This window comes from Streptomyces sp. NPDC056160 (assembly GCF_042268205.1).
Taxonomy (GTDB): domain Bacteria; phylum Actinomycetota; class Actinomycetes; order Streptomycetales; family Streptomycetaceae; genus Streptomyces.
Map to the genome: position 1 here is coordinate 13,647 of NZ_JBHJUW010000016.1, position 24,518 is coordinate 38,164.

22 protein-coding genes and 1 other RNA gene are annotated in these 24,518 nt (G+C 71.1%); 5 read left to right on the forward strand and 18 right to left on the reverse strand.

Annotated elements, in window-relative coordinates; all coding sequences use genetic code 11:
- The first annotated feature begins 153 nt into the window (after positions 1 to 153).
- On the forward strand, positions 154 to 759 hold the full coding sequence (locus ACFC02_RS08460; protein ID WP_376354005.1) for a DUF1772 domain-containing protein: 606 nt from the start codon (positions 154 to 156) through the stop codon (positions 757 to 759).
- Here the strand turns inward: ACFC02_RS08460 and ACFC02_RS08465 are convergent.
- The 10 genes from ACFC02_RS08465 to ACFC02_RS08510 form a co-directional block, all read right to left on the reverse strand.
- Complete coding sequence (locus tag ACFC02_RS08465) at positions 692 to 1,867, reverse strand: uroporphyrinogen-III synthase (protein WP_376354008.1); 1,176 nt, start codon at positions 1,865 to 1,867, stop codon at positions 692 to 694. The two genes, ACFC02_RS08460 and ACFC02_RS08465, sit on opposite strands and share 68 nt — an antisense overlap.
- A 94-nt stretch (positions 1,868 to 1,961) precedes the next feature.
- Positions 1,962 to 3,314: a nitrate/nitrite transporter gene (locus ACFC02_RS08470; RefSeq protein ID WP_376354010.1), complete on the reverse strand. Its 1,353-nt coding sequence runs from the start codon at positions 3,312 to 3,314 to the stop codon at positions 1,962 to 1,964.
- A 128-nt stretch (positions 3,315 to 3,442) separates the two neighbouring features.
- Entirely contained in the window at positions 3,443 to 4,612 is a 1,170-nt protein-coding gene (locus ACFC02_RS08475) for an acyltransferase (protein WP_376354013.1), read from the reverse strand.
- The gene (locus tag ACFC02_RS08480) at positions 4,609 to 6,705 is read right to left on the reverse strand and encodes a glycosyltransferase (protein WP_376354145.1); all 2,097 of its coding nucleotides are present in this window, start codon (positions 6,703 to 6,705) and stop codon (positions 4,609 to 4,611) included. Before ACFC02_RS08480 ends, ACFC02_RS08475 begins: the two co-directional genes overlap by 4 nt.
- 1,826 nt (positions 6,706 to 8,531) lie before the next feature.
- A complete protein-coding gene (locus ACFC02_RS08485; RefSeq protein WP_376354016.1) occupies positions 8,532 to 11,591 on the reverse strand; it encodes a carbohydrate binding domain-containing protein in 3,060 nt (1,019 codons plus the stop codon).
- 375 nt (positions 11,592 to 11,966) lie between these two features.
- A complete protein-coding gene (locus ACFC02_RS08490) occupies positions 11,967 to 12,179 on the reverse strand; it encodes a hypothetical protein (protein WP_376354019.1) in 213 nt (70 codons plus the stop codon).
- A 33-nt stretch (positions 12,180 to 12,212) separates the two neighbouring features.
- Positions 12,213 to 13,148, reverse strand: coding sequence for a hypothetical protein (locus tag ACFC02_RS08495; protein WP_376354021.1), 936 nt, complete (start codon positions 13,146 to 13,148; stop codon positions 12,213 to 12,215).
- A gap of 223 nt (positions 13,149 to 13,371) precedes the next feature.
- Positions 13,372 to 13,632 (reverse strand): DUF397 domain-containing protein, encoded by a 261-nt coding sequence (locus tag ACFC02_RS08500; protein WP_376354024.1) that lies wholly within the window; start codon positions 13,630 to 13,632, stop codon positions 13,372 to 13,374.
- Positions 13,629 to 14,447: a helix-turn-helix domain-containing protein gene (locus ACFC02_RS08505; protein WP_376354027.1), complete on the reverse strand. Its 819-nt coding sequence runs from the start codon at positions 14,445 to 14,447 to the stop codon at positions 13,629 to 13,631. The genes ACFC02_RS08500 and ACFC02_RS08505 overlap by 4 nt, the downstream gene beginning before the upstream one ends.
- A gap of 140 nt (positions 14,448 to 14,587) precedes the next feature.
- Positions 14,588 to 14,827: an antitoxin gene (locus ACFC02_RS08510; RefSeq protein ID WP_376354029.1), complete on the reverse strand. Its 240-nt coding sequence runs from the start codon at positions 14,825 to 14,827 to the stop codon at positions 14,588 to 14,590.
- A 185-nt stretch (positions 14,828 to 15,012) separates the two neighbouring features.
- On the opposite strand from ACFC02_RS08510, the gene ACFC02_RS08515 reads away from it, so the two are divergent.
- Genes ACFC02_RS08515 through ACFC02_RS08525 form a run of 3 tightly spaced genes read left to right on the forward strand, consistent with a single transcriptional unit; the run spans position 15,013 to position 16,133 of the window.
- Positions 15,013 to 15,477 carry an ATP-binding protein gene (locus ACFC02_RS08515; protein ID WP_376354032.1) on the forward strand — a complete coding sequence of 155 codons (465 nt, stop codon included), beginning with the start codon at positions 15,013 to 15,015 and terminating at the stop codon, positions 15,475 to 15,477.
- A gap of 51 nt (positions 15,478 to 15,528) precedes the next feature.
- Positions 15,529 to 15,885 (forward strand): DUF6247 family protein, encoded by a 357-nt coding sequence (locus ACFC02_RS08520; RefSeq protein WP_376354035.1) that lies wholly within the window; start codon positions 15,529 to 15,531, stop codon positions 15,883 to 15,885.
- A complete protein-coding gene (locus ACFC02_RS08525; protein WP_360972507.1) occupies positions 15,882 to 16,133 on the forward strand; it encodes a hypothetical protein in 252 nt (83 codons plus the stop codon). Before ACFC02_RS08520 ends, ACFC02_RS08525 begins: the two co-directional genes overlap by 4 nt.
- An 82-nt stretch (positions 16,134 to 16,215) precedes the next feature.
- Here the strand turns inward: ACFC02_RS08525 and ssrA are convergent.
- From ssrA to ftsE, 5 genes are all read right to left on the reverse strand, one after another.
- Positions 16,216 to 16,615, reverse strand: a transfer-messenger RNA (tmRNA) gene (gene ssrA / locus ACFC02_RS08530).
- A 153-nt stretch (positions 16,616 to 16,768) separates the two neighbouring features.
- Positions 16,769 to 17,248 carry an SsrA-binding protein SmpB gene (smpB, locus tag ACFC02_RS08535; protein ID WP_360972513.1) on the reverse strand — a complete coding sequence of 160 codons (480 nt, stop codon included), beginning with the start codon at positions 17,246 to 17,248 and terminating at the stop codon, positions 16,769 to 16,771.
- 63 nt (positions 17,249 to 17,311) lie between these two features.
- Positions 17,312 to 18,535 carry a S41 family peptidase gene (locus ACFC02_RS08540; protein WP_376354039.1) on the reverse strand — a complete coding sequence of 408 codons (1,224 nt, stop codon included), beginning with the start codon at positions 18,533 to 18,535 and terminating at the stop codon, positions 17,312 to 17,314.
- A gap of 68 nt (positions 18,536 to 18,603) precedes the next feature.
- Entirely contained in the window at positions 18,604 to 19,521 is a 918-nt protein-coding gene (ftsX, locus tag ACFC02_RS08545) for a permease-like cell division protein FtsX (protein WP_360972517.1), read from the reverse strand.
- Between the two features lie 33 nt (positions 19,522 to 19,554).
- Positions 19,555 to 20,244, reverse strand: coding sequence for a cell division ATP-binding protein FtsE (ftsE, locus tag ACFC02_RS08550; RefSeq protein ID WP_037862576.1), 690 nt, complete (start codon positions 20,242 to 20,244; stop codon positions 19,555 to 19,557).
- A 230-nt stretch (positions 20,245 to 20,474) separates the two neighbouring features.
- On the opposite strand from ftsE, the gene ACFC02_RS08555 reads away from it, so the two are divergent.
- Positions 20,475 to 20,669, forward strand: a complete 195-nt coding sequence (locus ACFC02_RS08555; protein ID WP_376354043.1) for a hypothetical protein — start codon at positions 20,475 to 20,477, stop codon at positions 20,667 to 20,669.
- Positions 20,670 to 20,770: 101 nt separating this feature from the next.
- Here ACFC02_RS08555 and ACFC02_RS08560 read toward each other — a convergent pair whose 3' ends face one another.
- From ACFC02_RS08560 to ACFC02_RS08570, 3 genes are all read right to left on the reverse strand, one after another.
- The gene (locus ACFC02_RS08560) at positions 20,771 to 21,637 is read right to left on the reverse strand and encodes an LPXTG cell wall anchor domain-containing protein (protein ID WP_376354046.1); all 867 of its coding nucleotides are present in this window, start codon (positions 21,635 to 21,637) and stop codon (positions 20,771 to 20,773) included.
- 298 nt (positions 21,638 to 21,935) lie between these two features.
- Positions 21,936 to 23,051: a peptide chain release factor 2 gene (gene prfB, locus ACFC02_RS08565; protein ID WP_376354049.1), complete on the reverse strand. Its 1,116-nt coding sequence runs from the start codon at positions 23,049 to 23,051 to the stop codon at positions 21,936 to 21,938.
- Positions 23,052 to 23,106: 55 nt separating this feature from the next.
- Positions 23,107 to 24,351: a serine/threonine-protein kinase gene (locus ACFC02_RS08570; RefSeq protein ID WP_376354051.1), complete on the reverse strand. Its 1,245-nt coding sequence runs from the start codon at positions 24,349 to 24,351 to the stop codon at positions 23,107 to 23,109.
- Between the last annotated feature and the right edge of the window lie 167 nt (positions 24,352 to 24,518).

Sequence of the window (24,518 nt, forward strand, 5' to 3'; positions counted from 1 at the left end):
CGTCAGGGCTGGGGAACCGTTCCCTCCCACAGTGCCCGCCCGTTCCCACGGCCGGAACCCCCCGGACCGGACGCGGGTGACGTGGACGCCCGCGTATGCGGCCGCGCGTCCCGGCGATGGGCCCCGGCACGCCGGGCGCGTTGACTGGACGGCATGGCAGACATCGGCACCAGCAACGGAACCGGCACCAGCACCCGCGACGGCACGGCGCGCCCGGGCGCCGCCGGGGTCCTGGGCACCGCCACGGTCGTCACCGGCCTGCTCGCGGGCGTCTTCTACGTCTTCGCCTGCGCCGTGATGCCTGCCCTGGCCCGCAGCGACGACCGCACCTACGCCGAGGTCATGCGGAACATCAACGACGTGATCCAGAACCCGGTCTTCCTCCTCGCCTTCCTCGGCGCCCCGCTGCTGACGGCGGTCTCTGCGTGGCAGCTGCGCGGCTCGCCGCTGCCGCGCCGGTGGGTGTGGGCGGCGCTGGCGGCCCACGTCCTCGCGTTCGCGGTCACCTCAACCTGCAACGTCCCCCTGAACGACGCGCTGGCCCACACCGCAGCTCCGGCGACGGCCCGCGCGCACTTCGAGCACCCGTGGGTGGCGTGGAACGTCGTACGGACCCTGCTGGTGACGGCGGCCGGGGCCTGCCTGGCGCGGGCGCTGGTGCTGCACGGCGCCACCCGGCTGCTGCGCGGCGCTACCCGTCGCCCTCCCCGTACTTCGCGTCCGACGCCGGGTCCAGGGCCAGCCGGTACCCGCGCTTGACCACCGTCTGGACCAGCTTCGGTGCGCCGAGCGCCGTGCGCAGGCGTGCCATGGCGGTCTCCACCGCGTGTTCGTCCCGGCCGGCGCCGGGCAGCGCGCGCAGCAGGTCGGCGCGGGCGACCACCCACCCGGGCCGCCGCGCGAGCGCCCGCAGCAGCGCCATCCCGGCGGGCGGTACGGGTCTCAGGTCCCCGTCCACCAGCACCGCCTGCCCCCGGATCTGCACCCGGTGCCCGGCGACGGGCAACGTCCTTGCGCGCCCCGGTAGTTCCTGGCACAGCAGCTGCACCAGCGGACCGAGCCGGAACCGCTCCGGCTGCACGGTGTCCACCCCGTGCGCCTGCAACGGCACGGCGGTGACCGGCCCGACGCACGCGGGCAGCACGTCGTGTGCGAGCGCGGCCAGCAGCCCGGTCAGCAGCCCCCGTTCCTCCGCCCGGGACAGCAGGGACGCGGCGGCCGGGGCGCTGGTGAAGGTGAGCGCGTCGAGCCCGCCAAAGACGGCGGCGTCCAGCAGCCGGTCCAGCGGGCCGGGGTCCTCCGGCGGCAGCCACCGGTACACCGGCACCGGGACGACCTCCGCCCCGCCGGCGCGCAGCGCCTCCACGAAGCCGGGCAGCGGTTCCCCGTGCAACTGGACGGCCACGCGCCGCCCGTCCACGCCCTGTTCCAGCAGCCGGTCGAGCACCTCGGCCAGGGACTCCGAGGACGGCGACCACTCCTCGGTGAGCCCGGCGGCCCGGACCGCTCCCTTGACCTTGGGACCGCGGGCCAGCACCTCGACCCCCCGCAACCGGCCGAGCAGCGCCTCGCCCAGCCCCCATCCGTCGGCCGCCTCCACCCACCCGCGGAAGCCGATCGCGGTGGTGGCGACCACGGTGTCGGGCGCCCGGCCGATGATCTCCTTCGTGGCGGCGAGGAGTTCACCGTCGTCGGAGAGGGGGACGATGCGCAGCGCGGGCGCGTGCACGACCGACGCGCCGCGCCGCTGGAGCAGCGCGCCGAGTTCATCGGCGCGGCGGGCCGCCGTCACCCCCACGGTGAACCCGGCCAGGGGCCCGGGCCCGGCCGGCCGCTGCTGCTCGTCCTGGTCCTGGTCCTGGCTCATGGCTCTCGTCCCGTGCTGGAGTCGTCGTCTGTGCCCGTGAGCCTGCCAACACCGCATGACGGGTTCGGTTCACCGGCATGTCACCAGTGTTACGTCATACCTCGGCACCGCCGAGCCGCAGCTCCCTCCCGGCAGCGACGCCGGTGGTCGCCCGCTCGCCGCCCGGCCGGCGAAGGTATACGGCGTAGGTGACCAGGAAGGCCGCGCCGTAGAAGACCAGGAAGGCGACGAACGCGGCGGTGCCGGAGCCGTGGGCGAGGAACGACTGCCGGAAGGCCAGGTTGATGCCCACGCCGCCGAGCGCGCCCACGGCCCCGATGAGCCCCATGGAGGCCCCGGACAACCGCCGCGCGTGCGCCACGGCCTCCTCCCCGACCAGTCCACCGGCGAGGGCCTTGGCCTGGAAGATCCCCGGGATCATCTTGTACGTGGACCCGTTGCCGAGCCCGCTGAGCGCGAACAGGACGACGAACACGGCCACGAACAGCGGCAGCGAGCCCCTCATCCCGGCGGCGACGAGGGCGGCGGTCGCGGCGGCCATGGCGACGAAGTTCCACAGGGTGATCCGCGCGCCGCCGTACCGGTCGGCGAGCCGGCCGCCCAGGGGCCGGACCAGGGACCCGAGGAGCGGCCCGATGAAGGTGAGGCAGGCGGCCTGGAGGGGCGTCCTGCCGAACTGGCCGGTGAGTACCTGCCCGAAGGCGAAGCTGTACCCGATGAACGACCCGAAGGTGCCCACGTACAGGAACGCCATGATCCAGGTGTGGGCGTCCTTGGCGGCGTCCACGGCGGCGCCGGTGTCGTTCTTCACGGAGGCGAGGTTGTCCATGAACAGCGCGGCGAGCACGGCGGCCACGACGATCAGCGGGATGTAGATCCCCAGCAGCACACGCGGCCCGCCGCCGGCCCCGATGACGGCGAGGGCGGCGAGCTGGATGACGGGCACCCCCACGTTGCCGCCCCCGGCGTTGAGCCCGAGCGCCCACCCCTTCTCCCGCATCGGGAAGAAGGCGTTGATGTTGGTCATGGAGGAGGCGAAGTTCCCGCCGCCGATCCCGGCGAGCAGCCCGACCCACAGGAAGGTGGAGAACGAGGTGCCGGGGTGCATGACGACGAACGCGGCGACGGCCGGCACGAGCAGCAGGCTCGCGGAGACGATCGTCCAGTTCCGGCCGCCGAAGAGCGCCACGGCGAAGGTGTACGGCACCCGTGCGACCGCGCCCACCAGCGTCACCACGGACGTGAGCAGGAACTTGTCGGCGGGGCTCAGCCCGTACTCGGGCCCCATGAACAGCACGAGCACGGACCACAGCGTCCACACCGAGAACCCGATGTGTTCGCTGAGCACGGAGAAGAACAGATTCCGCCTGGCGATCCGCTCCCCCGCCCCCGCCCAGAACACCTCGTCCTCAGGATCCCACTCCACGATCCAACGCCTGCCCGCCATCCCGCCTCCACGTGCGCCGAGTACCTGGCTCCCGACGGTAGGAAGCCGGAGTTTCCGCGCTGTGGCGGTGGGTGACGGGGAGGGAACGTCGGTCTCACCCCGTGGGGGGCGGGGGTGAGAGGCGGCCCTCAGCGGCCCTCGCCGCCGGTCGGCCACAGTCGTGGCCCGCGCCGTGCCGCCAGGTCCTCGATCCAGCCGAAGGCGAGGATCGCTGCCGCGATCAGCGGCCACACCAGGACGAACATCCACAGGCTGTACGTCGAGTCGAGCATCGCCGACGCGCTGTCGCTCTGCATGAACGGCAGGTTGTAGGCCTGGTCGATGAGAGGGACCGTGGCCGTGATGAGCAAGTTGTGCCAGAGGTAGATGGTGACGGCCCGGTTGTTGGCGAGCGTGATGAGTTTCCGCAGGCGGCGCAGGCGGGCGGGGAACTCGCGCCAGGAGGGGGCGTACTGGAGGAGGATCACGACGGCCCCGAAGGACCAGGCCGCCTGGGCGAGCGGGATGTCGTTCAGGTCCCAGCCGTCGGGGCCCTGGTGGCCCAAGGCCCACCACAGGCCGAAGGCCATCAGCAGGACGGCCGAGGAGACGGCGAGGTAGCGGGGGACCTTCGCCAGGAGGCCCTCGTGGTGGGCGAAGCCCAGGACCCAGCAGCCGCCGTACACAGCGAAGTCCGTCACCGCCTCCCCCGTCTCGCCGGGGATCCGCACCAGGCCCGTGCCGAGGACCGCCGTCAGGGCGAGGGGGGCCAGGAGGGTCGGCCAGGGCGCCCGGCGCAGCGCCCGCAGCAGGAGCGGGGACGCCACGACGAACCAGAGGTAGGCGCGCAGGTACCACAGCGGGCCCGCCGCGTCGTCCGGCCAGGTCGTCTCCAGCAGGCCGGAGTCGGAACCCAGGTGTGCGGGGTAGGGCGGGGCGCCGACCGGGACGACGTAGTCCAGGAGCTTGGTCACCCACACGGTGCCGCCGAGGTCCGGGTCCCTCAGCGGGTTCCAGCCGGCCACCAGCAGCAACGGGAGCAGGACCGCGCCGAACGCCCACAGCGGGGGCAGGAGCCTGCGCAGCCTGCCCTTGATCACGCTCAGGGCCGGGCGGTTCAGGGAGCGCGCCATCAGGGAGCCCGCCAGTGCGAACATCACGCCCATCGAGGGGAACAGCACGGTCAGCCAGGCCCAGCCGAACAGGTGGTAGAGCACCACCCGGAACAGGGCCAGGGCCCGTAGGAGGTCCAGGTAGCGGTCGCGGCCGGCCGGTCCGCGCGGGCCGGCGGCGGGCTTGGGAGCGAGGGTCTGGGTCATGCCACCGGCCTCCGCGCGGTCGGGTCGCTCAGCAGGGTGACCGGGTCACGGGGTGCGGGAGCGGCCGGTGCCTCCACCACGCCGGTGCGGCGCAGCTTCTGCCACCGCAGCCGGCCGCCGGTGAGGGCGGTGATCCAGGACTGGAGCAGCACCACGTACATGAGCTGGCGGTAGAGGATCTGCTGGAGCGGGAGCGAGATCAGATGGGTCATGCGTTCGCGGTCCAGCCGGAACGCGTACGCCGCGCAGAACGCCTGGACGGCGAGCACGCCCAGCCAGGCCGCGACCGTCCTCCCGGTCGGGCCGAAGATCACGCCGTAGAGGAGGAAGAGGTCGATCAGCGGCGCCAGCAGCGGGGCGACCACCATGAAGAGGGACACCAGGGGCAGGCCCAAGCGGCCGAAACGGCCGGAGGGGCCGCGGTCGAGGAGCGCACCGCGGTGTTTCCAGATCGCCTGCATGGTGCCGTACGACCAGCGGTAGCGCTGGGACCACAGCTGCTGGACGGACTCCGGCGCCTCGGTCCAGGCGCGGGCGTTCTCGGCGTAGACGACACGCAGGCCGGCGCGGTGCAGGGCCATGGTGATGTCGGTGTCCTCGGCGAGCGTGTCCTCGCTCATGCCGCCGACGCGTTCCAGGGCCGAGCGGCGGAACGCGCCGACCGCGCCGGGGATGGTCGGCATGCAGCGCAGGACGTCGTACATGCGGCGGTCGAGGTTGAAGCCCATCACGTACTCGATGTGCTGCCAGGCGCCGATCAGGGAGTCCCGGTTGCCCACCTTGGCGTTGCCGGCGACCGCGCCGACCCGCGGGTCGCCGAAGGGCTGGACGAGTTCGCGGACGGTGGAGGGTTCGAAGACGGTGTCGCCGTCCATCATGACGATCAGGTCGTGGGAGGCGTGCGCGATACCGCGGTTGAGGGCGGCGGGCTTGCCCGCGTTGCGCTGGCGCACCACCCGTACGCCGGGCAGGCCCATCGCCTCGACGAGGTCCGCCGTACCGTCCGACGAACCGTCGTCGACGACGACCACCTCGACCGGGTGCTCGCTCGCCATCAGGGAACGCACCGTGTTCTCGATGCACTTGGCCTCGTTGTACGCCGGTACGAGCACCGACACCGGTCCGGTGACCGGCGGCCCCCAGCCGAAGCCGGGGCGGCGCACCCGGCGGGCGTGCGCGGCGGAGAGCAGCAGCATCAGCGCGAACCTGGCGATGACCAGGGCGCCGACCAGCGCCAGGCACACGCCGAGCGCGTCGGTGAGGTCGTCGGAGGCCCGGACCAGGAAGATCCACGCCCTGCCCTTCCACAGGCCGGCGCCGGTGACCGGGGTGAGCGCGCTGGGCGCTCCGAGCGCCTCGGTGAGGTTGTCGAACCGGTAGCCGCGCGCCTGGAGTCGCGGCAGGTACCGGTCCAGCGCCTGCACGGTCTGGTGGCGGTCGCCGCCGGAGTCGTGCATCAGTACGATCGCGCCCTCGCCGTCCTTCGGGGTGGCCCGCCGGACGATCTCCGCCGGGCCGGGCTTCTGCCAGTCCTCGCTGTCGAGGGTGTTGACGACGGTGATGTAGCCGCGGCTGCCGATGTACTCGGTCACCGGCCAGGAACGGTCGTCCATCGCGTCGGCGAAGGAGGAGTACGGCGGCCGGAACAGCGAGGTGCGCACCCCGGCCGCGCCGGTGATGGCGAGCTGGTTCTGCGACAGCTCCCAGTCGATGCGCTGCTTGGACTGGTAGGACAGGTCGGGGTGGTTGAAGGTGTGCAGGCCCACCTCGTGGCCCTCGGCGACCATGCGCCGGACGAGGTCCGGGTAGCGCGAGGTCATGGTGCCGGTGACGAAGAAGACGGCGTGCGCGTGGTGCTTCTTGAGCACGTCCAGCACCTGGGGGGTCCAGGTGGGGTCGGGGCCGTCGTCGAAGGTGAGCACGAGGCGGTGGTCGGGCACGCGCAGGCTGGTCGTCTGCCCGTGGCGGGTGTCGATGACCGGGCCGCCTTGGAGGATCTTGTCCGGCACGGTGTCGGTGGCCGCCTCGGGCCGGATGCGGTGGTCGGCCATGATCTCGCTGTGCACGTAGCCGCGCAGCACCAGCATCGCCATCAGCGCGGCGAGGAGAACCACGGGCACGATGAGGCGGAGCGGCAGCCGGAACGGACGCCGGGCCGTCCGACGCCGCCCGCCGGCCCCTCCAGGCCCTCCGGGACGCGCTGACGCGCGGGGGCGGGGGCGGGCAGCGGACTGGTGGCGCGGACCGTGGTCGCCGGTGGGGCGGCCGTTGCCGCCACCGGTGCCGGGCCGCGGGACGAAGCCGCCCCGGTCGTCGGTCGCGTCGCGGCCCGCGTCGCCCTCCATGCTGCGGTCCGTGTCGTCGCCCCCTGCCGTGTGGTTCGTGTCGGTGGTCGCGTCGGTGGTCCTCGGTGGCCGCCCGCGGCGGATGTGGGCGGCCATCAGGCCCGGTTCTCCGGGGACGCGGGGGACGTGGGCGTCGCGGTGCCGGACGTGCCGGGGCCGGGGGGCGCGCTCGGGCCCGGGGGCGTGGTGGGACCGGGGGCCGAGGTCACGGGTACCGGAGTGCCCGGGCCGTCCGCGACCGTTCCCGGGCCACCGGTGCCTGTGCCCGTCCCCGTAGCGGCACCGCCGCCTCCGCCACCGCCCGCGCCGCCCGCGCCTGTCCCGCTGCTTCCCGCTGCCGGTGTCGACGGGCCGGTGCTCGGGGAGCCGCCGCCACCAGTGGTCGGCGTCGTCGGTCCCGTCGACGGGGAGGCCGGAGGCGGGGACGGCTCGGTCACGGGGCCGCCGCTGGTGCCGGAGCCCGGCGGCCGGGACCCGCCGGTCCCCGAGGTGGCCGACCGCGGCCCCGCCGAGGAGCCCGGCCGGTGCGGTCCGGCGGACGCGCCGGCTGCCCCGCCCCCGGCGCCCGGCGTCGGACCGGTGCCGCCGGTGGCCGGGGCGGAGACGCCGGGCGCCCCCGGCAGCCCGGACGCGCCCGGCGCCACGACGCCCACCCCGGTACCCACTCCTGCTCCCACTCCCGTACCGGCGCCCGGCGGGCGGGCCGGGTCCGAGGGTTCGGCGGAGGTGTCGACCTTGCTCGCGGGCCGGTCGTCGGCCTGGCCCGGCACCGGCAGCCAGGGTGCGCTGGAGTTGCCGGACACGAGGGTGACGACGATGACGGCGGCGTACACCGCGCAACCGATCCCCGCCACCATCCCGATCCGGCGGAACCGGCGGCTGCGGCGGCCGGACGCGTCGACGAAGACCGGTCCCTCGGAGCCACCGGCCCCCCGCTCCCCGCAGCTGCCGTCCGGCTCCTCTCCGCCGGGCCCGATGGCTCCGCTACGCCGAGTGGATCCGGTAACTCCAGCTGATCCGGTACTTCCAGTTGATCCAGCACGTCCTGTTGAACTGGTACGTCCTGTTGATCCGGTACGGTCGAGCCGGACGGTCAGCTCGTCCGTCCCGGGCCCGCCGGAGCCGGCCCCCGCCTCGCTCCACGGGTCCTCGACACGCACCGCGGCGAGCGCCCCCGTCTCCGGGAATCTCTGGGTGCCGCCGTCCGCCTGCGCATCCTGCGCGCCACCGACGTCGGAACCAGTCGTTCCGGTCGCCGACGCGGCCTCGGGCCATTCGGGTTGGGCTTGTTCCAGCCCCTTTTTCACGCGCACGTTCGTTCCCCCACGGGAGTGTTCCGGGCGCGCCTACGACCCCGAGCCCGCGTCGCCGGAACAGGCCCCCACCTGCCCGAGCGCCCCCCTTGTCCCACCCTGCTCGGCGGTCATGAACGTACGCCCATGGGGACCGCCCCCACCGTGAAAGATCAATGGTGAACGGAATTGACCGATTCGCCGTTGGCTGGAATCCATCCGGTTTCGGTCGCCGCAGCTCCGTCCGGTCTTTCCGGCAGGGGCGGTGCCCTTCAGGCGCCCCTACTTCAGGTACGGCCCGTCGGTGCCGACCTTGCCGGGCGCCGCGTTCTTGCCGCCCAGGTCGAGCACGTAGACCCGCAGGTCGCCCTTGCCCGGGGCGGCGACGGTCAGGGTGCCGCCGGTGACCTGCCGGACGTCACCGGTGACGGCGTCCTTGTACGTGCCGTTCGGGATCCCGGTGTAGGTGGCGCCGTCGGTGACCGCGACCAGCGCGAAGCTGTCCACGCCGGTGGCCGCGTCGGTGTAGCGGCGCTTGAAGTTCATGCCGCCGCCCGAGACGCCCTCGGTGGAGTACTGGCCCATCTGGAGCGCGGGCACGGCGCGCCGGATCTGGTTGAGCCGTTGGAGGTGCTTGACCAGCGGCTGCGCGAGGGTGGTGGCGACGGCACCGCTCGCGCTGTCGGCCTTGGAGAACTCCGAGGCGGTGACGGTGCCTTCGAGGTGGTCGCCGTAGTAGGCGCGGCCCGTCGTGGCCAGCGGGCAGCGCGGGCCGCAGTCGATGGTCCTGCCGGCCTGGAACTGGATCTCCGAGCCGTAGTAGAGGGTCGGGATGCCGCGGAAGGTCCACATCAGGGCCATGTTCTCGGCCCAGGCGTCCTGCCCTCCGTCGTAGCGCACGCTCGACTTGTTGGGGCCGTAGTCGTGGCTGTCGACGTACACGACGTTGTACGTGGCGTCGTTGGTGGAGTCGTCGGAGTCCTTGCCGTTGGAGAAGGCGTTGTGCGCGTCGCCGAAGTTCATGTGCATGCGCATGTCGATGATGTTCATGCCGGAGAACTTCGAGTGGTCGGGTGTGTGGTAGCTGTTGCCGTCCAGGAAGGCGTTGGTGGAGGTGGGCTGCTGCCCGGTGCCCAGTTGCTCCTCGTAGTTGTACTGGTCGAGGGCGGCCTGGGTGTCGTCGGCGGTGTACTCCTTGCGTTCCTTCCAGGTGTAGAACTGCGCGGAGTGGTTGACCGAGCCGCGGTTCCACTTGTCGTTGACGAACGCGCCGACCTCGCCGAAGACGAAGAAGTCCTGCGCCTTGTCCGGCCCCCAGTCCTGGGCCACGCGCTGCTGGATGGCGGGCAGGAAGCGGCGGTTCCAGGTGATGCGGGGGACGTGGACGGCGGTGTCGAGACGGAAGCCGTCGACGCCCATGTCGATGTACTTGTCGTAGGCGCCGATGAGGTAGTTCTGCACCTCGGGGTTCTCGGTGTTGAAGTCGGCGAGGTCGTCGGCGAGCCAGCAGGAACGGGAGTCCTCGCCCTCCCAGTTGCCGATCCAGCACTGGTGGTAGTACTTCGAGGGGAACATGCCGCTGGTGGGGCTGGGCCACTGGCAGTTGTAGAGCGTGTAGCCCTCGGGGCTCTTCTGGCCGGTGGGCTTGCCCCAGTTCAGGCAGGTGTTGCCGGAGGGCTCGGCGGTCGACCACAGGTCGCCGTTGTAGTAGGACTTGCCCGACTTGGGTTCGACGGTCAGTCCGTCGTACTCGAAGCCCGGCTGCTTCTCGTCGTAGTACCAGGACCACTGGGAGTCCCGCACGCCGTACACGGTCGGCACGAACAGGCCCTTGGCGCCCCACCGGGAGCTGTGGTTGTAGACGACGTCCTGGTAGATCTTCATGCCCTTGGCGTGGGCCGCGTTGATGAGGTCCTGGTAGGAGGCGCCCGCCGACTCCAGGCGCGGGTCGACCTTGTAGAAGTCCCAGCCGTGGTAGCCGTGGTAGTCGTAGTCGGAGCGGTTGAGGACCACGGGGGTGATCCAGACCGCCGAGAAGCCGAGTGCCTTGATGTAGTCGAGTTTCTCGACCAGGCCCTTGAAGTCGCCGCGGAACATGGGGTCGTGGTTGGCCGCGTTGCCGGAGGCCACGTCCTGGTTTCCACCGCGGTCGTTGCTGCTGTCGCCGTCGTAGAAGCGGGCGGTGAGGACGAAGTAGATCGGGTCCTTGCGCGGGTCGCCGCCGAGCATGGTGCCCGGCTGGGCCGGGGGCGGTGCCTGTCCGGTCGTCGCGTTCGCCGGCGCGGAGGCGGCGGAGGTGTTGCCCGCCGCGTCGACGGCCTGGACCGTGTAGGTGTACGTGGTGTCCGCTTCGAGCCCGGTGTCGGAGTAGACGGTGGAGCCGGTGCTGACCACCGCCGTGCCCATGCTCCCGCCCGTGCGGGTGACCTGGTAACCGGTCACGGCGGTGTCGTCGGTCGACGGCTCCCAGGTGAGCACGACGGAGGTGCCGGTCGCGGAGGCCTTCACGGAGGTGGGCACGGTGGGCGCGGTGGTGTCGGGGACGGTGGCCGCGCAGGGGTCCTTCGCGTCCTTGGTGACCTTGCCCGCCTTGACGGTGCTGAGGCCGCCGGTCAGCGCGTAGTTGGCGCCGTTGTTGTTGTCCCAGGTGCCATTGCCGTTGTTGAAGGTGGCCTGCCAGCCCGCCGCCGTACCCAGGTCGACGGTCTTCTTCACCCAGCCGGTGCAGGCCGCGTCCATGGCGACGCCGGGGGCCGTGGTCCAGGCGCCGCCGTCGGGCGCCCAGTGCAGGTTGACGGTGGACCAGCCGGTGCCGGTGGTGGCGTAGAAGACGGTGGCGCTCTGCGCGCTGCCGCCCCCTTGGCCTCCACCGCCGTTGTCGTCGCCGCAGGGGTCGCTGTGCGCGATGACCCCGTCCTTGACGGTGACGGTGCCGCTGCCCAGGTCGTAGTTCTTGCCGCCGTTGTTGTCCCAGGTGCCGCTGCCGTTGTTGAAGGTGGCCTGGAGCCCGGCCGCCGACCCCAGGTCGACGGTCTCCTTCACCCAGTCCGTGCAGGCGGCCTCCATCCGCACGCCCGGCACGGTGGTCCAACTGCCGCCGTCCGGCGCCCAGTGCAGGTAGTACGAGGACCAGGCGCGGGACTTGGTGTAGTAGAAGACGGTCGCGGTGTTGGTGCCGGTGGTGGCGGTGGTCGCGCCCGTGGCACCGGAGGCGGGCGTCGTCCCGGCGGCGAGCAGGCCCGCGGCCAGGGCGGCAACGGAGGCCAGCGCGATACCTGCGGTCCGCCGTGACCTCCTCCGGAAGGATCTGAACAGCGGTGGTCGGGGTCGGGTTCTCTCCATCGAGGGCTCCTCGGACGGGTCCGCCGGGCAGCACGAAGCTCCCGTACGGCCACGGAGAGAGCTGCGCGAGCGGCGGAACGGTTGAGCGGGTGGCTGAACTGAAGGCCGAGACACGCCACTCGACCGCAGAACCTTGCGAAAGGCGCTGCAAGTTTCTGCGGGGAGGTTACTCAGGCATGACGGGGCCGTAAAGGGTTCAAGCGGCGACTCCTTCTGCACCTGACACCCCGAGACCGTGCGACAGGGCCGCCACCTGGGGCCTGCTGGAGAAAATGCTTTCTGTACTTTTCAGAAACCTTGCAGGCGGCGCTGCGCCCCCGCTCTGCTCACACCTGGGGCCGGGTCAGCCCGCTGCCACGGGAAGCAGGAGGACGATCATGGTGAACAGCGAGTCCTCTCGCGTCGCCGGGCGGCCGTACGGGCCTTGCTCGCGGCCAGCAAGCCGCGCGCCTCGACCAGTTCCGCCTCGGACAGCGCCTGCCCTTCCAGCAGGGTCTCCTCGACGAACTGCCGCGCCTGCTCGGCCCGCCGACGCCGCTCAACACGGCTGCGCGTGATCGAGTTGATCAGCGTCGATTTCATGGTCATGCGAGGGCCTCCTGTGCAGGCAGGACGACGGGATCAGCAGGGCTGGGTGGCGCGCACCGAGGCGCGAAGGCGGTCGACCTGGGCGTGCACGGTCATCGCCGGGGTACCTGCCGCCCGCCCCGGCGGTACGGTTCCCGCATCGCCCCGGCAGGCCCGGCAGAGCCCTCCCGGCAGGGCTTCCGGGCGGCCGGGGACGCGGCAGTCCGTGCACTCCATGAGCGCGGGAGGTGCGGAGGGTGCCTGCGGGCCGTTCGGGGCGGGCGGCAGCTTGTCCACGAGCCGGCGTCGTACGAACGCCCCGGGCGCATGGACGTGCTCCGGCAGGCCGGTGACGAGGACCCGCGTCAGGTGCCCGGGATCCACCCCGCGCCTGAGCCATTCGGCCGCCGGCTCCTCCAGTGCCGCGCAGTCGGCGGCGGAGAGGGCGAGGCGCGGGTCGTGCAGACCGAGGCGGGCGAGGGTGTCGTGGGCGGTGGAGGGGTGCGCGTCGGTGGTGGTGGGCGCGGGCGTCGGCTCAGCCGGAGTGCGGGCCTCGCTCTCGGGCGCGGAGGCGGACGCGTCCGGCACGTCACCCTCCAGGAGCCGCGCCCACCACTCGTCATCCCGTGCTGTACGGGACCAGTACGTCAGGAACACCCAGCGCGTACCGGTCGCCGCGCCGTCGCCCGGGACGACCCGGCGCCGTACGCGCCGCAAGTGACCCGCCGCGCTCAGCTCGTTGAGCGCCGAGCGCACCGCCTGCTGGCCGTACAGCGGTTGCGCCTTGGCGAGGGTCTTCGCGTCCATCGCCGCGTTCTCGTCGAGCTGGTCGATCAGGCTCGCGAGGTACGCCGCGCGGGCGGGGAGCCGGTCGAAGTCGCCCGACCGGGGCGGTGCCTGACCGGGGACGGGCCGCTTGCCGTAACCAGGCTTGGCCAGGGGAGGCGCTGCGCGTGCGGACAGGGCAGCGCTAAGGTTTCCGTCAGCCACGGATCGAACCTCTTATTCGATCTTGGGTGAGACCCCGGCGGGTGCTGCTAACACCCGACCGGGGTCGTTCGTTGCTGCGAACGCTAGAGGGTGGCGACCGTGCGTCGCAACTCGCTCACGAAAAGTCAGCACGGCTGGGACGGGGAGGGCGGGAGGGCGGGTTGAGACCTACCGCCCATTCCTTCAAGAAGCGGCTCGGGTCTCGCGGCCCGGAGCCCGAAGCTCAGGCTTCGTCGCGAACGGCGTGCGTGAGGAAGGCCGCCCAGGCATCGGCGGGCACGGAGAAACGGGGGCTTCGAGCCCCGAGCTTCGAGTCGCGGACGTGGATGGTGAGGGGGGCCTGGGGGGTGGTGGCGACTTCGATGCAGGCGGCGTCTTCGAAGTCGCTGTAGCTGGACTTGCGCCAGGCGTAGGCGAGTTCGAGGCAGGCACTACCCTCCGAGTCGCTGTAGCTCGACTTGAACCATGACAGGCCGTCGCTCACAACTCCTCCGCCACCTTCCTGATGAACCGGGCAGACTCCTCAACACTAAGCGCCTGCATGCGGATCATGCCATAGCGCTGAGTGAGTGCACTGAGCTTGTCCCCGTCAGAGTAGAGCGCACCCGTCGACTGCCCGTCCACAAAGGCGAATCGCTCATGGTCGCAGGTTTCGGCGAGCACCATCGGCCCGCTGAGCGCCGCAGTCGGGGCGCTGAGGAACGGAAGTACCTGGATGGACAAGTGAGCCCGCTGACCGACCTCCAGCAGGTGGTCGCACTGCCGACGCATGACATCACGGTCGCCCACGACCGAGCGCAGGGCGGCCTCGTGGATGACGAAGCTGAAGTGCGTCGGGGGTTTGCTGACCAGCTTCTCCTGCCGTTTCAGTCGCGCAGCAACCCGCTCCTGCACCGTTTCCTCATCCAAAGGCGGGCAGTTGCTGCTGATCAGTGCACGTGCGTACTCCGACGTCTGCAACAGCCCTGGGACCAGAAGCGGCTCGTACCACTGCATGGTGATCGCCTCGGCCTCCACGAGCACGTACTGCTGTGTACGCTCCGGGAACGGCTCCGGCTTCAGGTACTCGTGCGCCGCACTCAACTTCCCCCGCGCCCCGCACAACTGATCCGCGATCTGCAACAACCGCAACGTCGGCCTGCGCCGCCCGCACTCCATCGACTTGACGTACTCGTAGTCGTACCCGGCCTCCTCGGCCAGGGCCTGGCGGCTGACCTGGGCCTCCTCGCGCCACAGCTTGATCTGTCCGCCGCAGTACCGCCAGTTCTGCTGCGCCTGCTGGGACTCCCCCGTGGCCACGCGCCCTCACCCGCCTCCCGCCGACACAGCGCGTACATACACGCTGTGTACCCGACTCGCCACCCTGAGGCTAGTCACCGGCCATGGGGCGTTTCCGCGGTTCGGCCGAGTTACACACGCAAGGGCGCGCGGCCGACGGCTCAGTCCGTCTTCTCAGAGCCCTTCTCCGAGCCCTTCTCGTCCTTCTCTCCCAGTTTCTCGATGTAGTCCTGGGCCTTGTCGACGGCGGAGTCGATCTTGTCGTGGTGCTTGCCGCCGGTCTTGTCGTCGATGAAGTCACCGGCCTTCTCCAGGCCGGCGGAGATCTTGTCGCCGTGGGTCTCGGCGAGGTCCTCGACCTTGTCCTTGAGGTTCTTCAGGTTCTTGAGCTGTTCGAACATGTGCGTGCGTCCCTCTACAGCGGTGTAGTTGCTGAGCCCTCATGTTCTCATCGCGGGCCGCCGCCACACGCACCGTCCGGGTACAGTCGCGCCGCGTACCGCTCGGGACACTCCCGGGGCGGCGCGGAGACCCGCAGCCTGGTGCCGCCGAACGACGGAGCCCACACGCGAGGAACCCCACGCCCATGCCGACGACGCCCTCCCCCAGCACCACGCCCCGCCGTTCGCCCGGCGCGCTGCCCCGTGACATCGAGTGGCGCATGCCGCGCCGCGCCCGCAGCGTGGGGCGGGCGCGGACGTACCTGCGGGAGCAGGCGGCGTCGTGGAAGGTCCCGGAGGAGGTGACGGAGACGGCCGTACTCCTGCTGAGCGAGCTGATGACGAACGCGTACCGGCACGCGAGGACGGCGCCCGGACGCGAGATCTGGGCCCGCTGCGTGCTGGACGACACCGGCCGGCTGCGCGTGACGGTCACCGACGCGAACGAGAGCCTGCCGGTGCCCCGCGAGGCGGCACCGGAGGACGAGTCGGGCCGGGGCCTGGCCCTGGTTGCCGAACTGGCGGACGACTGGGGAGCGGAACCCCGGCCCGGCGGGATCGGCAAGACGGTCTGGTTCGAGCTGGACGCGTGTCCTCGGACCGCCTGCTGATGTCGGTGGTTGCCAGTACCGTGGGCACACAGCACACCGAAGGAGCCCGGCGTGACCACGCATCCCGAGCAGGGACACGAACTCGTCCCGCGCCCCGAACGCTCCCCCGAGGCGGTCCGGGTCGCCCTGGCCCGTGTCGCTCCGCACCGGCTGGGTGAGATGGAACAGCACAAGGAGCAGGCGCTGGCCACCGCCATCCAGGACGGCAGGATCGGCCACCTCCAGCACTGGCTCACCCACTGGCAGGTCCAGGTCGAGATCGAACGACGCCCGGACCTCCACGCGCGCCACCACGCCGCGCTCACTGCCCTCAACGAGAGCAGCGGCAAGGACGCCCCCGAGTTCCGCACCGCGATGGACGAACTGCACGCGGTCGAGGCCGAGGCCCGACAGGCGGTGTCCGCTTGAACTGGCGATGGGAGTACGACCCCAGCGAGGTTCACGTCATCGGGGGTGCCCCGCCCTCACTCGTGGCGGAGGTCGAGAAGAAGGCCGACGAACTGGTCCGTGCCGCCGCGGCCTTCTACCTCGACGGCACGGCATACCAGGGCACGGGCCCGAAGGGCGACATCGCCCACGTACCCGGCGGGTTCTTCCTGTATTTGGTGGTGCCCCGGCACGAATGCCTGTACGTGCACCAGGTGACCTACCTGTAGGGGGCACCGCCCGCACGACGAAGGCCCCGCCGCTCAAAAGCGGCAGGGCCTTTGTCTCACATGGGGTACCCGCGGTGCGGGTGAGTGGAGATGGCGGGAATCGAACCCGCGTCCAACGGTGCGGAACCAGGGCTTCTCCGTGTGCAGTCCGCTTCGATTTTCTCGGCCCCGGAGATCACGCGGACAAGTCTCCGACGGGCTCAGTCACTGTTTGGTTTCCCTCTTCACCCCGTGACCGGGATCAAGGTTTAGTCCCCTAGCTGATGCCAGGATCCGGGTCGGGAACAGCCCCGGGCTGACACTCCCTTATAGGAGGCTCGCGATCGCTACCTGAGATCAGGCAGCGAGGGCGAAGGCCTGCTGGGAGGAATCGCGCTTGGTATTGGCGATTATTTTTTTCGGCCTGTGGTTTACGAGATCATGGCCGCTTCCTCGACACGCTTCCCCTGCTTCGACAGCCGCTGTCGAAACCGATCATCCCCATGTTGATTTTTCAAACCCACCCTCCGGAGAGGGGCCCTTCCTCAGAAGGGAGTCGCACCGGCTGTGCGGTGCGTTGCCATCGTACGTGACCAACGCGGGTCCTTGCCAGCTTATTCCCGGGCCCCCGCGTGCCCGCCCCCGCCGGGGCGCCGCTACGCCCGCTCCTTGCGCCGCACCGCCGAGATCACCCGCTCCGCCTCGCGCCGGTCCTGCTTCTCGCGGAGGGTCTGCCGCTTGTCGTACTCCTTCTTGCCCTTCGCCAGCGCGATCTCGATCTTGGCGCGGCCGTCCTTGAAGTACAGGGCGAGGGGCACGATCGTGTGACCCGTCTCCTGGGACTTCGACTCCAGCTTCTCGATCTCCTCGCGGTGCAGCAGCAGCTTCCGCTTGCGCCGGGCGCTGTGGTTGGTCCACGTGCCCTGGCTGTACTCCGGCACGTGCACGTTGTGCAGCCACGCCTCGTGATCGTCCAGCTGCACGAAGCCGTCGACCAGCGACGCCCGCCCCTGGCGCAGCGACTTCACCTCGGTGCCGGTGAGGACCAGACCGGCCTCGTAGGTGTCGAGGATGTGGTAGTCGTGCCGCGCCTTCTTGTTCTGCGCGATCAGCTTGCGCCCTTTTTCCTTAGCCATAGTGCCGACCATTTTGGCACCACACAGGGGGTGTGCGGAAAGTTCATTTTCCCGGCTCGAGCGTCAGGACGGGTCGCCCAGGCCGGTCAGGACCGTACGCGCCCGGCCCATCGGGTCGCCGCCGGCCTCCAGGTCCGGGGTGATGCCGTGGCCGTCCACGCCGCGCCCGCCGGGGGTGCGGTAGTGGCCGACGGTCAGCTCGGCGACGGAACCGTCGGGCAGCCGCGTCGGCATCTGCACCGAGCCCTTGCCGAAGGTCCGGGAACCGACGACGACGGCCCGGCCGCGGTCCTGGAGCGCCCCGGTGAGCATCTCGGCCGCACTCATCGTGCCGCCGTCGACGAGCGCGACCAGGGGCCTGGTGGTGTCGCCGCCGGGTGCGGCGTGCAGGGACCGCTGCCTGCCGTCGACGTCGTAGGTGGCGACCAGGCCGCCGTCCAGGAAGGCGGAGGCCGTGGTGACCGCCTCGGTGACCAGGCCTCCGGAGTTGCCGCGCAGGTCCAGGACGATCCCGGAGGCGGGCGGCGCGGCGCGTACCGCCGTACGGACCCGGTCGCCCACACCCTTGGTGAAGGCGCTGATCCGGATGACCGTCGTCCCGTCGGCCAGGCGCCGCACGGTGACGGGGGCCGTGGACAGGCGGGCCCGGCGCAGCGTCCGCGACCACGCGCGCGTGCCGCGCTCCAGGCCCAGGGTGACGGAGGTCCCGGCGGGCGCGTCGGCGGCGTCGCCGCGCAGTAAGGAGACGACGTCGGTGACGGGCAGCCCGTCCACCTTCGCGCCGTCCACGCTGCGCAGCCGGTCGCCCGCGCGGATCCCGGCGTCGGCGGCGGGCGAACCGGTCTGCACCTTCATGACGTCGATCCGGCCGTCCCGCTCCCGGCGCGCCCACAGGCCGACTCCGGTGTACCGGCCCGCCAGCGACTCCTGGAACTCGGCGAAGTCACCCGGGGAGTAGACGGCGCCCCAGCGGTCGCCGCTGCGGCTGACGGCGTGCTCGGCGGCCTCCACCGGTGACTTGCCGGCCGCCATGGCCTCGGCGGCGGCCCGCGCGACCTGTTCGTGCCGGCTCGCGGCGGCCGACGGACCGGAGGCGGAAGGAGACACGGAGGACGGCTCGGAGGCGGACGCGGACGGGGCCGGACGGTCCGCCGCCGCGGACCTGCGTTCGTGACCCGGCAGGGAACCGGTCGCCGCGCCCGCCACGAGGACCCCCACGAAGACCAACGTCAGACCGGCCCCGGAGCGGCTGCGGCGGGGCTGACAGAAGGGGTCTCGGCCTGACATGGCGGTGAGTCTAGGACAACGCGACGGGGCCGCACGCGCGCTCGGCGGTGCGGCCCCGTCGGCGTGTGTCAAACCTTCAGGTACTTGCGCAGCGCGAGGAACCCGGCCAGGGCGGGGATCAGGAAGCTCACGGCGAGGATGAGCGGGATCTTGGTGACCACGGCGTCCCAGCCCACGAAGTTGATCAGCTGGAGCTTCGACGACAGCGCCACTCCGTGGTCGATCACGAAGTACTGGATGACCACCAGGAAGGAGGAGGCCAGCATGCCGCCGATGAGCCCGGCGACGGCGGCCTCCATGATGAACGGCGCCTGGATGTAGAAGCCGGAGGCGCCGACCAGGCGCATGATGCCGGTCTCCCGGCGCCGGCTGAACGCGGAGACCCGCACGGTGTTGACGATCAGCAGCATCGCCACCGTCAGCATCACCAGCATCACGCCCCGCGCGGCCAGGTTCAGATAGCCGAGGAGGGTGAAGAGGTTGTCCAGGATGCTCTTCTGGTCCTGCACGGACTGCACGCCGTCACGGCCGTTGAAGGCGCTGGCGATGACCTGGTACTGCTCGGGGTTCTTCAGCTTGATCCGGTACGACTCCTGCATCTGGTCCGGCGTGATCGAGGCGGCCAGCGGGGAGTGCCCGAACTGCTCCTTGTAGTGCTTGTACGCCTCGTCCTGGGACTCGTACGTGACCTTCTCCACCACCGACATCTTCTGCAGGTCGGCGAGGATCGCCTTCTTCTGGTCCTCGGTGACCGCGCCCTTGGCGCAGTTGGCGTCGGACTCGGCGTTGCTCTTGTTGCAGAGGAAGATCGATACGTTGACTTTGTCGTACCAGTAGCCCTTCATCTTGGTCACCTGGTCGCTCAGCAGCAGCGAGCCGCCGAACAGGGCCAGGGACAGGGCCACGGAGACGATGACGGCGAACGTCATCGTCAGGTTGCGGCGGAGACCGACACCGATCTCCGACAGGACGAACTGGGCGCGCATGGCGTCTGGTCAAGCCTTTCCGTCGTGGACTTCTCAGTGCTGGTAGCCGTAGACGCCGCGCGCCTGGTCGCGGACGAGACGGCCCTTCTCCAGCTCGATGACGCGCTTGCGCATCTGGTCCACGATGTTCTGGTCGTGGGTCGCCATCACCACGGTGGTGCCCGTCCGGTTGATCCGGTCGAGCAGCTTCATGATGCCGACGGAGGTCTGCGGGTCGAGGTTGCCGGTGGGCTCGTCGGCGATCAGCAGCTTGGGCCGGTTCACGAACGCCCGCGCGATGGCGACGCGCTGCTGCTCACCACCGGACAACTCGCCCGGCCTGCGGTCCTCCTTGCCGCCGAGCCCGACGAGGTCCAGCACCTGCGGCACGGACTTGCGGATCTCGCCCTTCGACTTGCCGATGACCTCCTGCGCGAAGGCCACGTTCTCCGCCACCGTCTTGTTCGGCAGCAGGCGGAAGTCCTGGAAGACGGTGCCCAACTGGCGCCGCATCTGCGGCACCTTCCAGTTGGAGAGCCGCGCGAGGTCCTTGCCCAGGACGTGCACCTGGCCGTGGCTGCACCGCTCCTCGCGGAGGATCAGCCGCAGGAAGGTGGACTTTCCGGAGCCGGAGGACCCCACGAGGAACACGAACTCGCCCTTCTCGACCTCCAGGGAGACATCCCTGAGGGCGGGGCGGGTCTGTTTGGGGTAGACCTTGGAGACATTGTCGAATCGGATCACGGATGCACCACGGGTCGCCGGGGGTAGATGAGCGTGACCATACGCGAGTCGGGTGTGCGAGCGCAGTCACCGGCCGGGGTTGGGGATAGTTGTACGTTTTGTCTTCGCCCGCTACGGGTTCCGGGCGGACCCCGCGCTGAATACGGGGGAACCTGGCATGGTGGAGAGGGGAACGTTCGCGGCGCCGCGGGCGTTGTGGGTAGGGAAACCGGTGCAAGGAGGGCGAGCGCATGACGTACGACCGGTTGGTGTGCGCGAACTGCGCGGCGCCCGTGAGCGAGGGCCGGTGCCCGGTGTGCCGCGCCAACCGCGAGCGGCTGCAGCAGGAGAACAACTTCCTCGCCGGACTGAACCCGATGGCGCTGATCGTACTGCTGGCGGTGCTGATCGCCGGGGTGGCGCTGCTGGCGCACCAGACGGCGTAGCCGCGGCGGCGAGCCGGACAGGGCGAAGGGGCCCGGAGCGTGCGTTTCGCTCCGGGCCCCTCCCCGTGTTCCGGTCACGCCCCGTGGGGCCGTGGACACGCTCAGGCGGCGGCGCCGCCGCGGCCCGACATCATGCGCGGCAGTACGCGGAAGCCGATGCCGCCGGCGATCATCGTCGCGGCGCCGATCAGCAGGAACGCGGTCTGACCCGCACCGGTCTCGGCCAGCTGCTTGCCGCTGCCCTGGGGAGCGGTGTTCGCCGGGGTGCCGGACGGCGTGGTGGAGCCGGTGTCGGTCAGGGCCGAGGAGCCCTGCTCCTGCGGAGCCGGGCCGCCGGAGCCGCCGGAGCTGCTGGAGCCGCCGCTGCCACCGTCGGGGGTGGTGCCGCCGGTGGTGTCGCCACCGCCGTTGCCTCCGTTGCCCCCGCCGTTGCCGCCGGTGCCACCGCCGTTGCCTGAGCCACCGTTGTCGCCCGAGCCACCGTTGTTCCCGGAACCACCGTTGTCCCCGGAACCACCGTTGTCGCCCGAGCCACCGTTGTCGCCCGAGCCACCGTTGTCCCCGGAGCCACCGTTGTCGCCCGAGCCACCGTTGTCGCCCGAGCCACCGTTGTCCCCGGAACCACCGTTGTCGCCCGAGCCACCGTTGTCCCCGGAACCACCGTTGTCGCCCGAGCCACCGTTGTCCCCGGAACCACCGTTGTCGCCCGAGCCACCGTTGTCGCCCGACCCGCCGTTGTCGCCCGAGCCACCGTTGTCGCCCGACCCGCCGTTGTCGCCTTCGCCGCAGCTAGGGTCGACGACGATGTCGCAGGGGTCACCCCCCGTCTTCAGGCCGAGGCTGACCGGACCCACCTGCACGTTCGCGTCCAGCGCGGAAGCCGCGCCCGCGGCGGTCAGCGAGGCACCCGCGGCGATCACGGCGCCCGCGGCTATGCGCGCGACCCGGACCCGCGTCTTCTTCGTCATATGTTCGCTACCCCCAGTAGCCGATCGTCAATGAGGCCGCGCTCGGGGCCGTGATCGACGGGTAGCTGAAACTGTGGAGCCCCCCGGTTCACATGCGCCCCGTACGTACGCATGCCACGCTTCACCCTTCCCATATTTCAAAGCAACGTCAAGGCCGTTGCGACCGCGATGTCCGAGTACGCGCTCTTTGCCGGAGGAAGAGCGATGTGAGTGTGACGCAAAACCCAGACATCGGGGACGGAAAAGGCAACTGCCGCTCAGAAAGCGGCAGTTGCCTTGTCGACAAAGCGTCCGTTCTTTACTTGCTCTGCTGTTCCTGCTGCTTGCGCCAGCGAATACCGGCCTCCAGGAACCCGTCGATCTCGCCGTTGAACACGGCCTCCGGGTTGCCGACCTCGAACTCGGTGCGCAGGTCCTTGACCATCTGGTACGGATGCAGGACGTACGAACGCATCTGGTTGCCCCAGGAGTTGCCGCCGTCGCCCTTGAGGGCGTCCATCTTGGCCTGCTCCTCCTGGCGGCGCCGCTCCAGCAGCTTGGCCTGGAGGACGTTCATCGCCGTGGCCTTGTTCTGGATCTGGGAGCGCTCGTTCTGGCAGGAGACGACGATGCCGGTGGGCAGGTGGGTGAGGCGGACCGCGGAGTCGGTGGTGTTCACGCCCTGGCCGCCCGGACCGGAGGACCGGTAGACGTCCACGCGCAACTCGGACTCGTCGATCTCGACGTGGTCGGTCTGCTCGACCACGGGAAGGATCTCGACGCCCGCGAAGGAGGTCTGCCGCCGGCCCTGGTTGTCGTAGGGGGAGATGCGCACCAGCCGGTGCGTGCCCTGCTCCACCGAGAGCGTGCCGTAGGCGTAGGGGACCTGGACGGCGAAGGTCGTCGACTTGATGCCGGCCTCTTCGGCGTACGACGTCTCGTAGACCTCGGTCTTGTAGCCGTGCTGCTCTGCCCAGCGCAGGTACATGCGCTGGAGCTTCTCGGCGAAGTCGGCGGCGTCGACGCCACCGGCCTCGGCGCGGATGTTGACCAGGGCCTCACGGGCGTCGTACTCGCCGGACAGGAGGGTGCGGACCTCCATCTCGTCCAGCGCCTTGCGCACGGAGGCCAGCTCGGACTCGGCCTCGGCGCGGGTGTCCGGGTCGTCCTCCTCCTCGGCCATCTCGAACAGCACAGCGAGATCGTCGATCCGGCCGCGCAGCGCCTCGGCCTTCCTGACCTCCGCCTGGAGGTGGGAGAGCTTGCTGGTGATCTTCTGCGCCTCGTCCGGGTTGTCCCACAGGGACGGCGCGGCCGCCTGCTCCTCGAGCACGGCGATGTCTGCCCTCATCTTCTCGAGGTCCAGAACGGCCTCGATCGACTCCATGGTCGAGGAGAGGGACTTCAGCTCTTCGGATACATCGACGACTGCCACGCCTCCAGCGTAACGGCTCCGCCGCGCGGCCAGCGCCGGGCGGCGGGATGCGCGCTCAGGGCGAGGAGGGGGCCGAGTGCCTGGTGTCCCGGGCGGGCGCTCCGCCGTCGTCGCCCGAGGACGCCCACCAGGCGCCCGCGCCGACGGCGCCCACGAGCACCAGACCGGCCACGCTCAGGGTGATGCGGCGGCGGCGCGCGGCGGCACGATTGCGGGCCGAGCCGGGGCGGGGGGCGCCGGGCGTCCGGGGCGCGCGGGCCGTGCCGAGGGCGCCGCCGGCCAGCTCGTCGGGCGCGGGCACCCGCATCGAGGTGTGCGTGTCCCGGTTGGAGTCCGGCTGCGCGCCGGGCACCAGCGGGACGGCCCCCCGGCGGCGCGCGCGCTCGCCGGCCGGCGCCGCGGTGTCCTCCGGTTCCTCCTCCCCGGGCTCCTGCGCCGGGTCGGAGCCCGGTTCGTCCACGTCCAGGGGCGGCATGCCGGCGAGCAGCGGCAGCAGCTCGCGCAGGCGGGCCGCCAGCTCGGACGCCCGCAGGCGGGAGGCCGGCCCCTTGGCCAGGCACTGCACGACGAGCTGCCACAGCTCGTCGGGGATGCCGGGCAGCGGGACCACGGTCTCGGTGACGTGACGGCGCAGGACCGCGCCCGGGTGGCCGCCGCCGAAGGGGGTGAAGCCGGCCAGCAGCTCGTACAGCACCGTCGCCAGGGCGTAGATGTCCACCGCGGCGCGCGGGGGCAGCCCCTCGACGATCTCCGGTGCGAGGTAGTCCGGGGTGCCGATGATCTTCGTCGCGCGGGTGCGCTTGGGGGAGTCGATGAGCTTGGCGACACCGAAGTCGGTCAGCAGCGCCGGGTGGGAGCCGCCGGGGCCGAGGGGGCCCTGCATGTCGAGGAGCACGTTCTCCGGTTTGACGTCCCGGTGCACGACCCCGGCGGCATGCGCCGCGGCCAGCCCGTCGGCCACGTCGGCCACGATGGCCACGGCCGCCTCGGGGGACAGCCGCCGCTCGCGCTCCAGGCGGGTGCGCAGGTCGGTACCGCGGACCAGGTCCATGACCAGGGCGAGGTCGTTGCCGTCGACCACCAGGTCGCGCACGGAGACCACGTTCGGGTGCTCCAGGCCCAGCAGCGCCGTCCGCTCCTGCACGAAGCGGCCCACGAGTTCCTGGTCGGACGCGAGGTCCTCACGCAGCAGCTTGATGGCGACGGGGCCGTCCGGTCCCTCGCCCAGCCACACCGTACCGGCGCTGCCCCGTCCCAGGATCTGGTTCGCGGTGTACCGGCTGCCGATCTTCCGTGCCAAGACTGCTCCTACAGACGCGTGTTGCCGACAAAGCTACGCGTCCGACGAGGCAACCTTCACCGCGGAGACGGAAATCACCCGCCAGGTATCGACAAATCTCCAAACTCGCGGGGGACGCGACACCAGGCGGGCACCGCGCGCCCAGGAGGGTGAGCAGGCGGGCACCG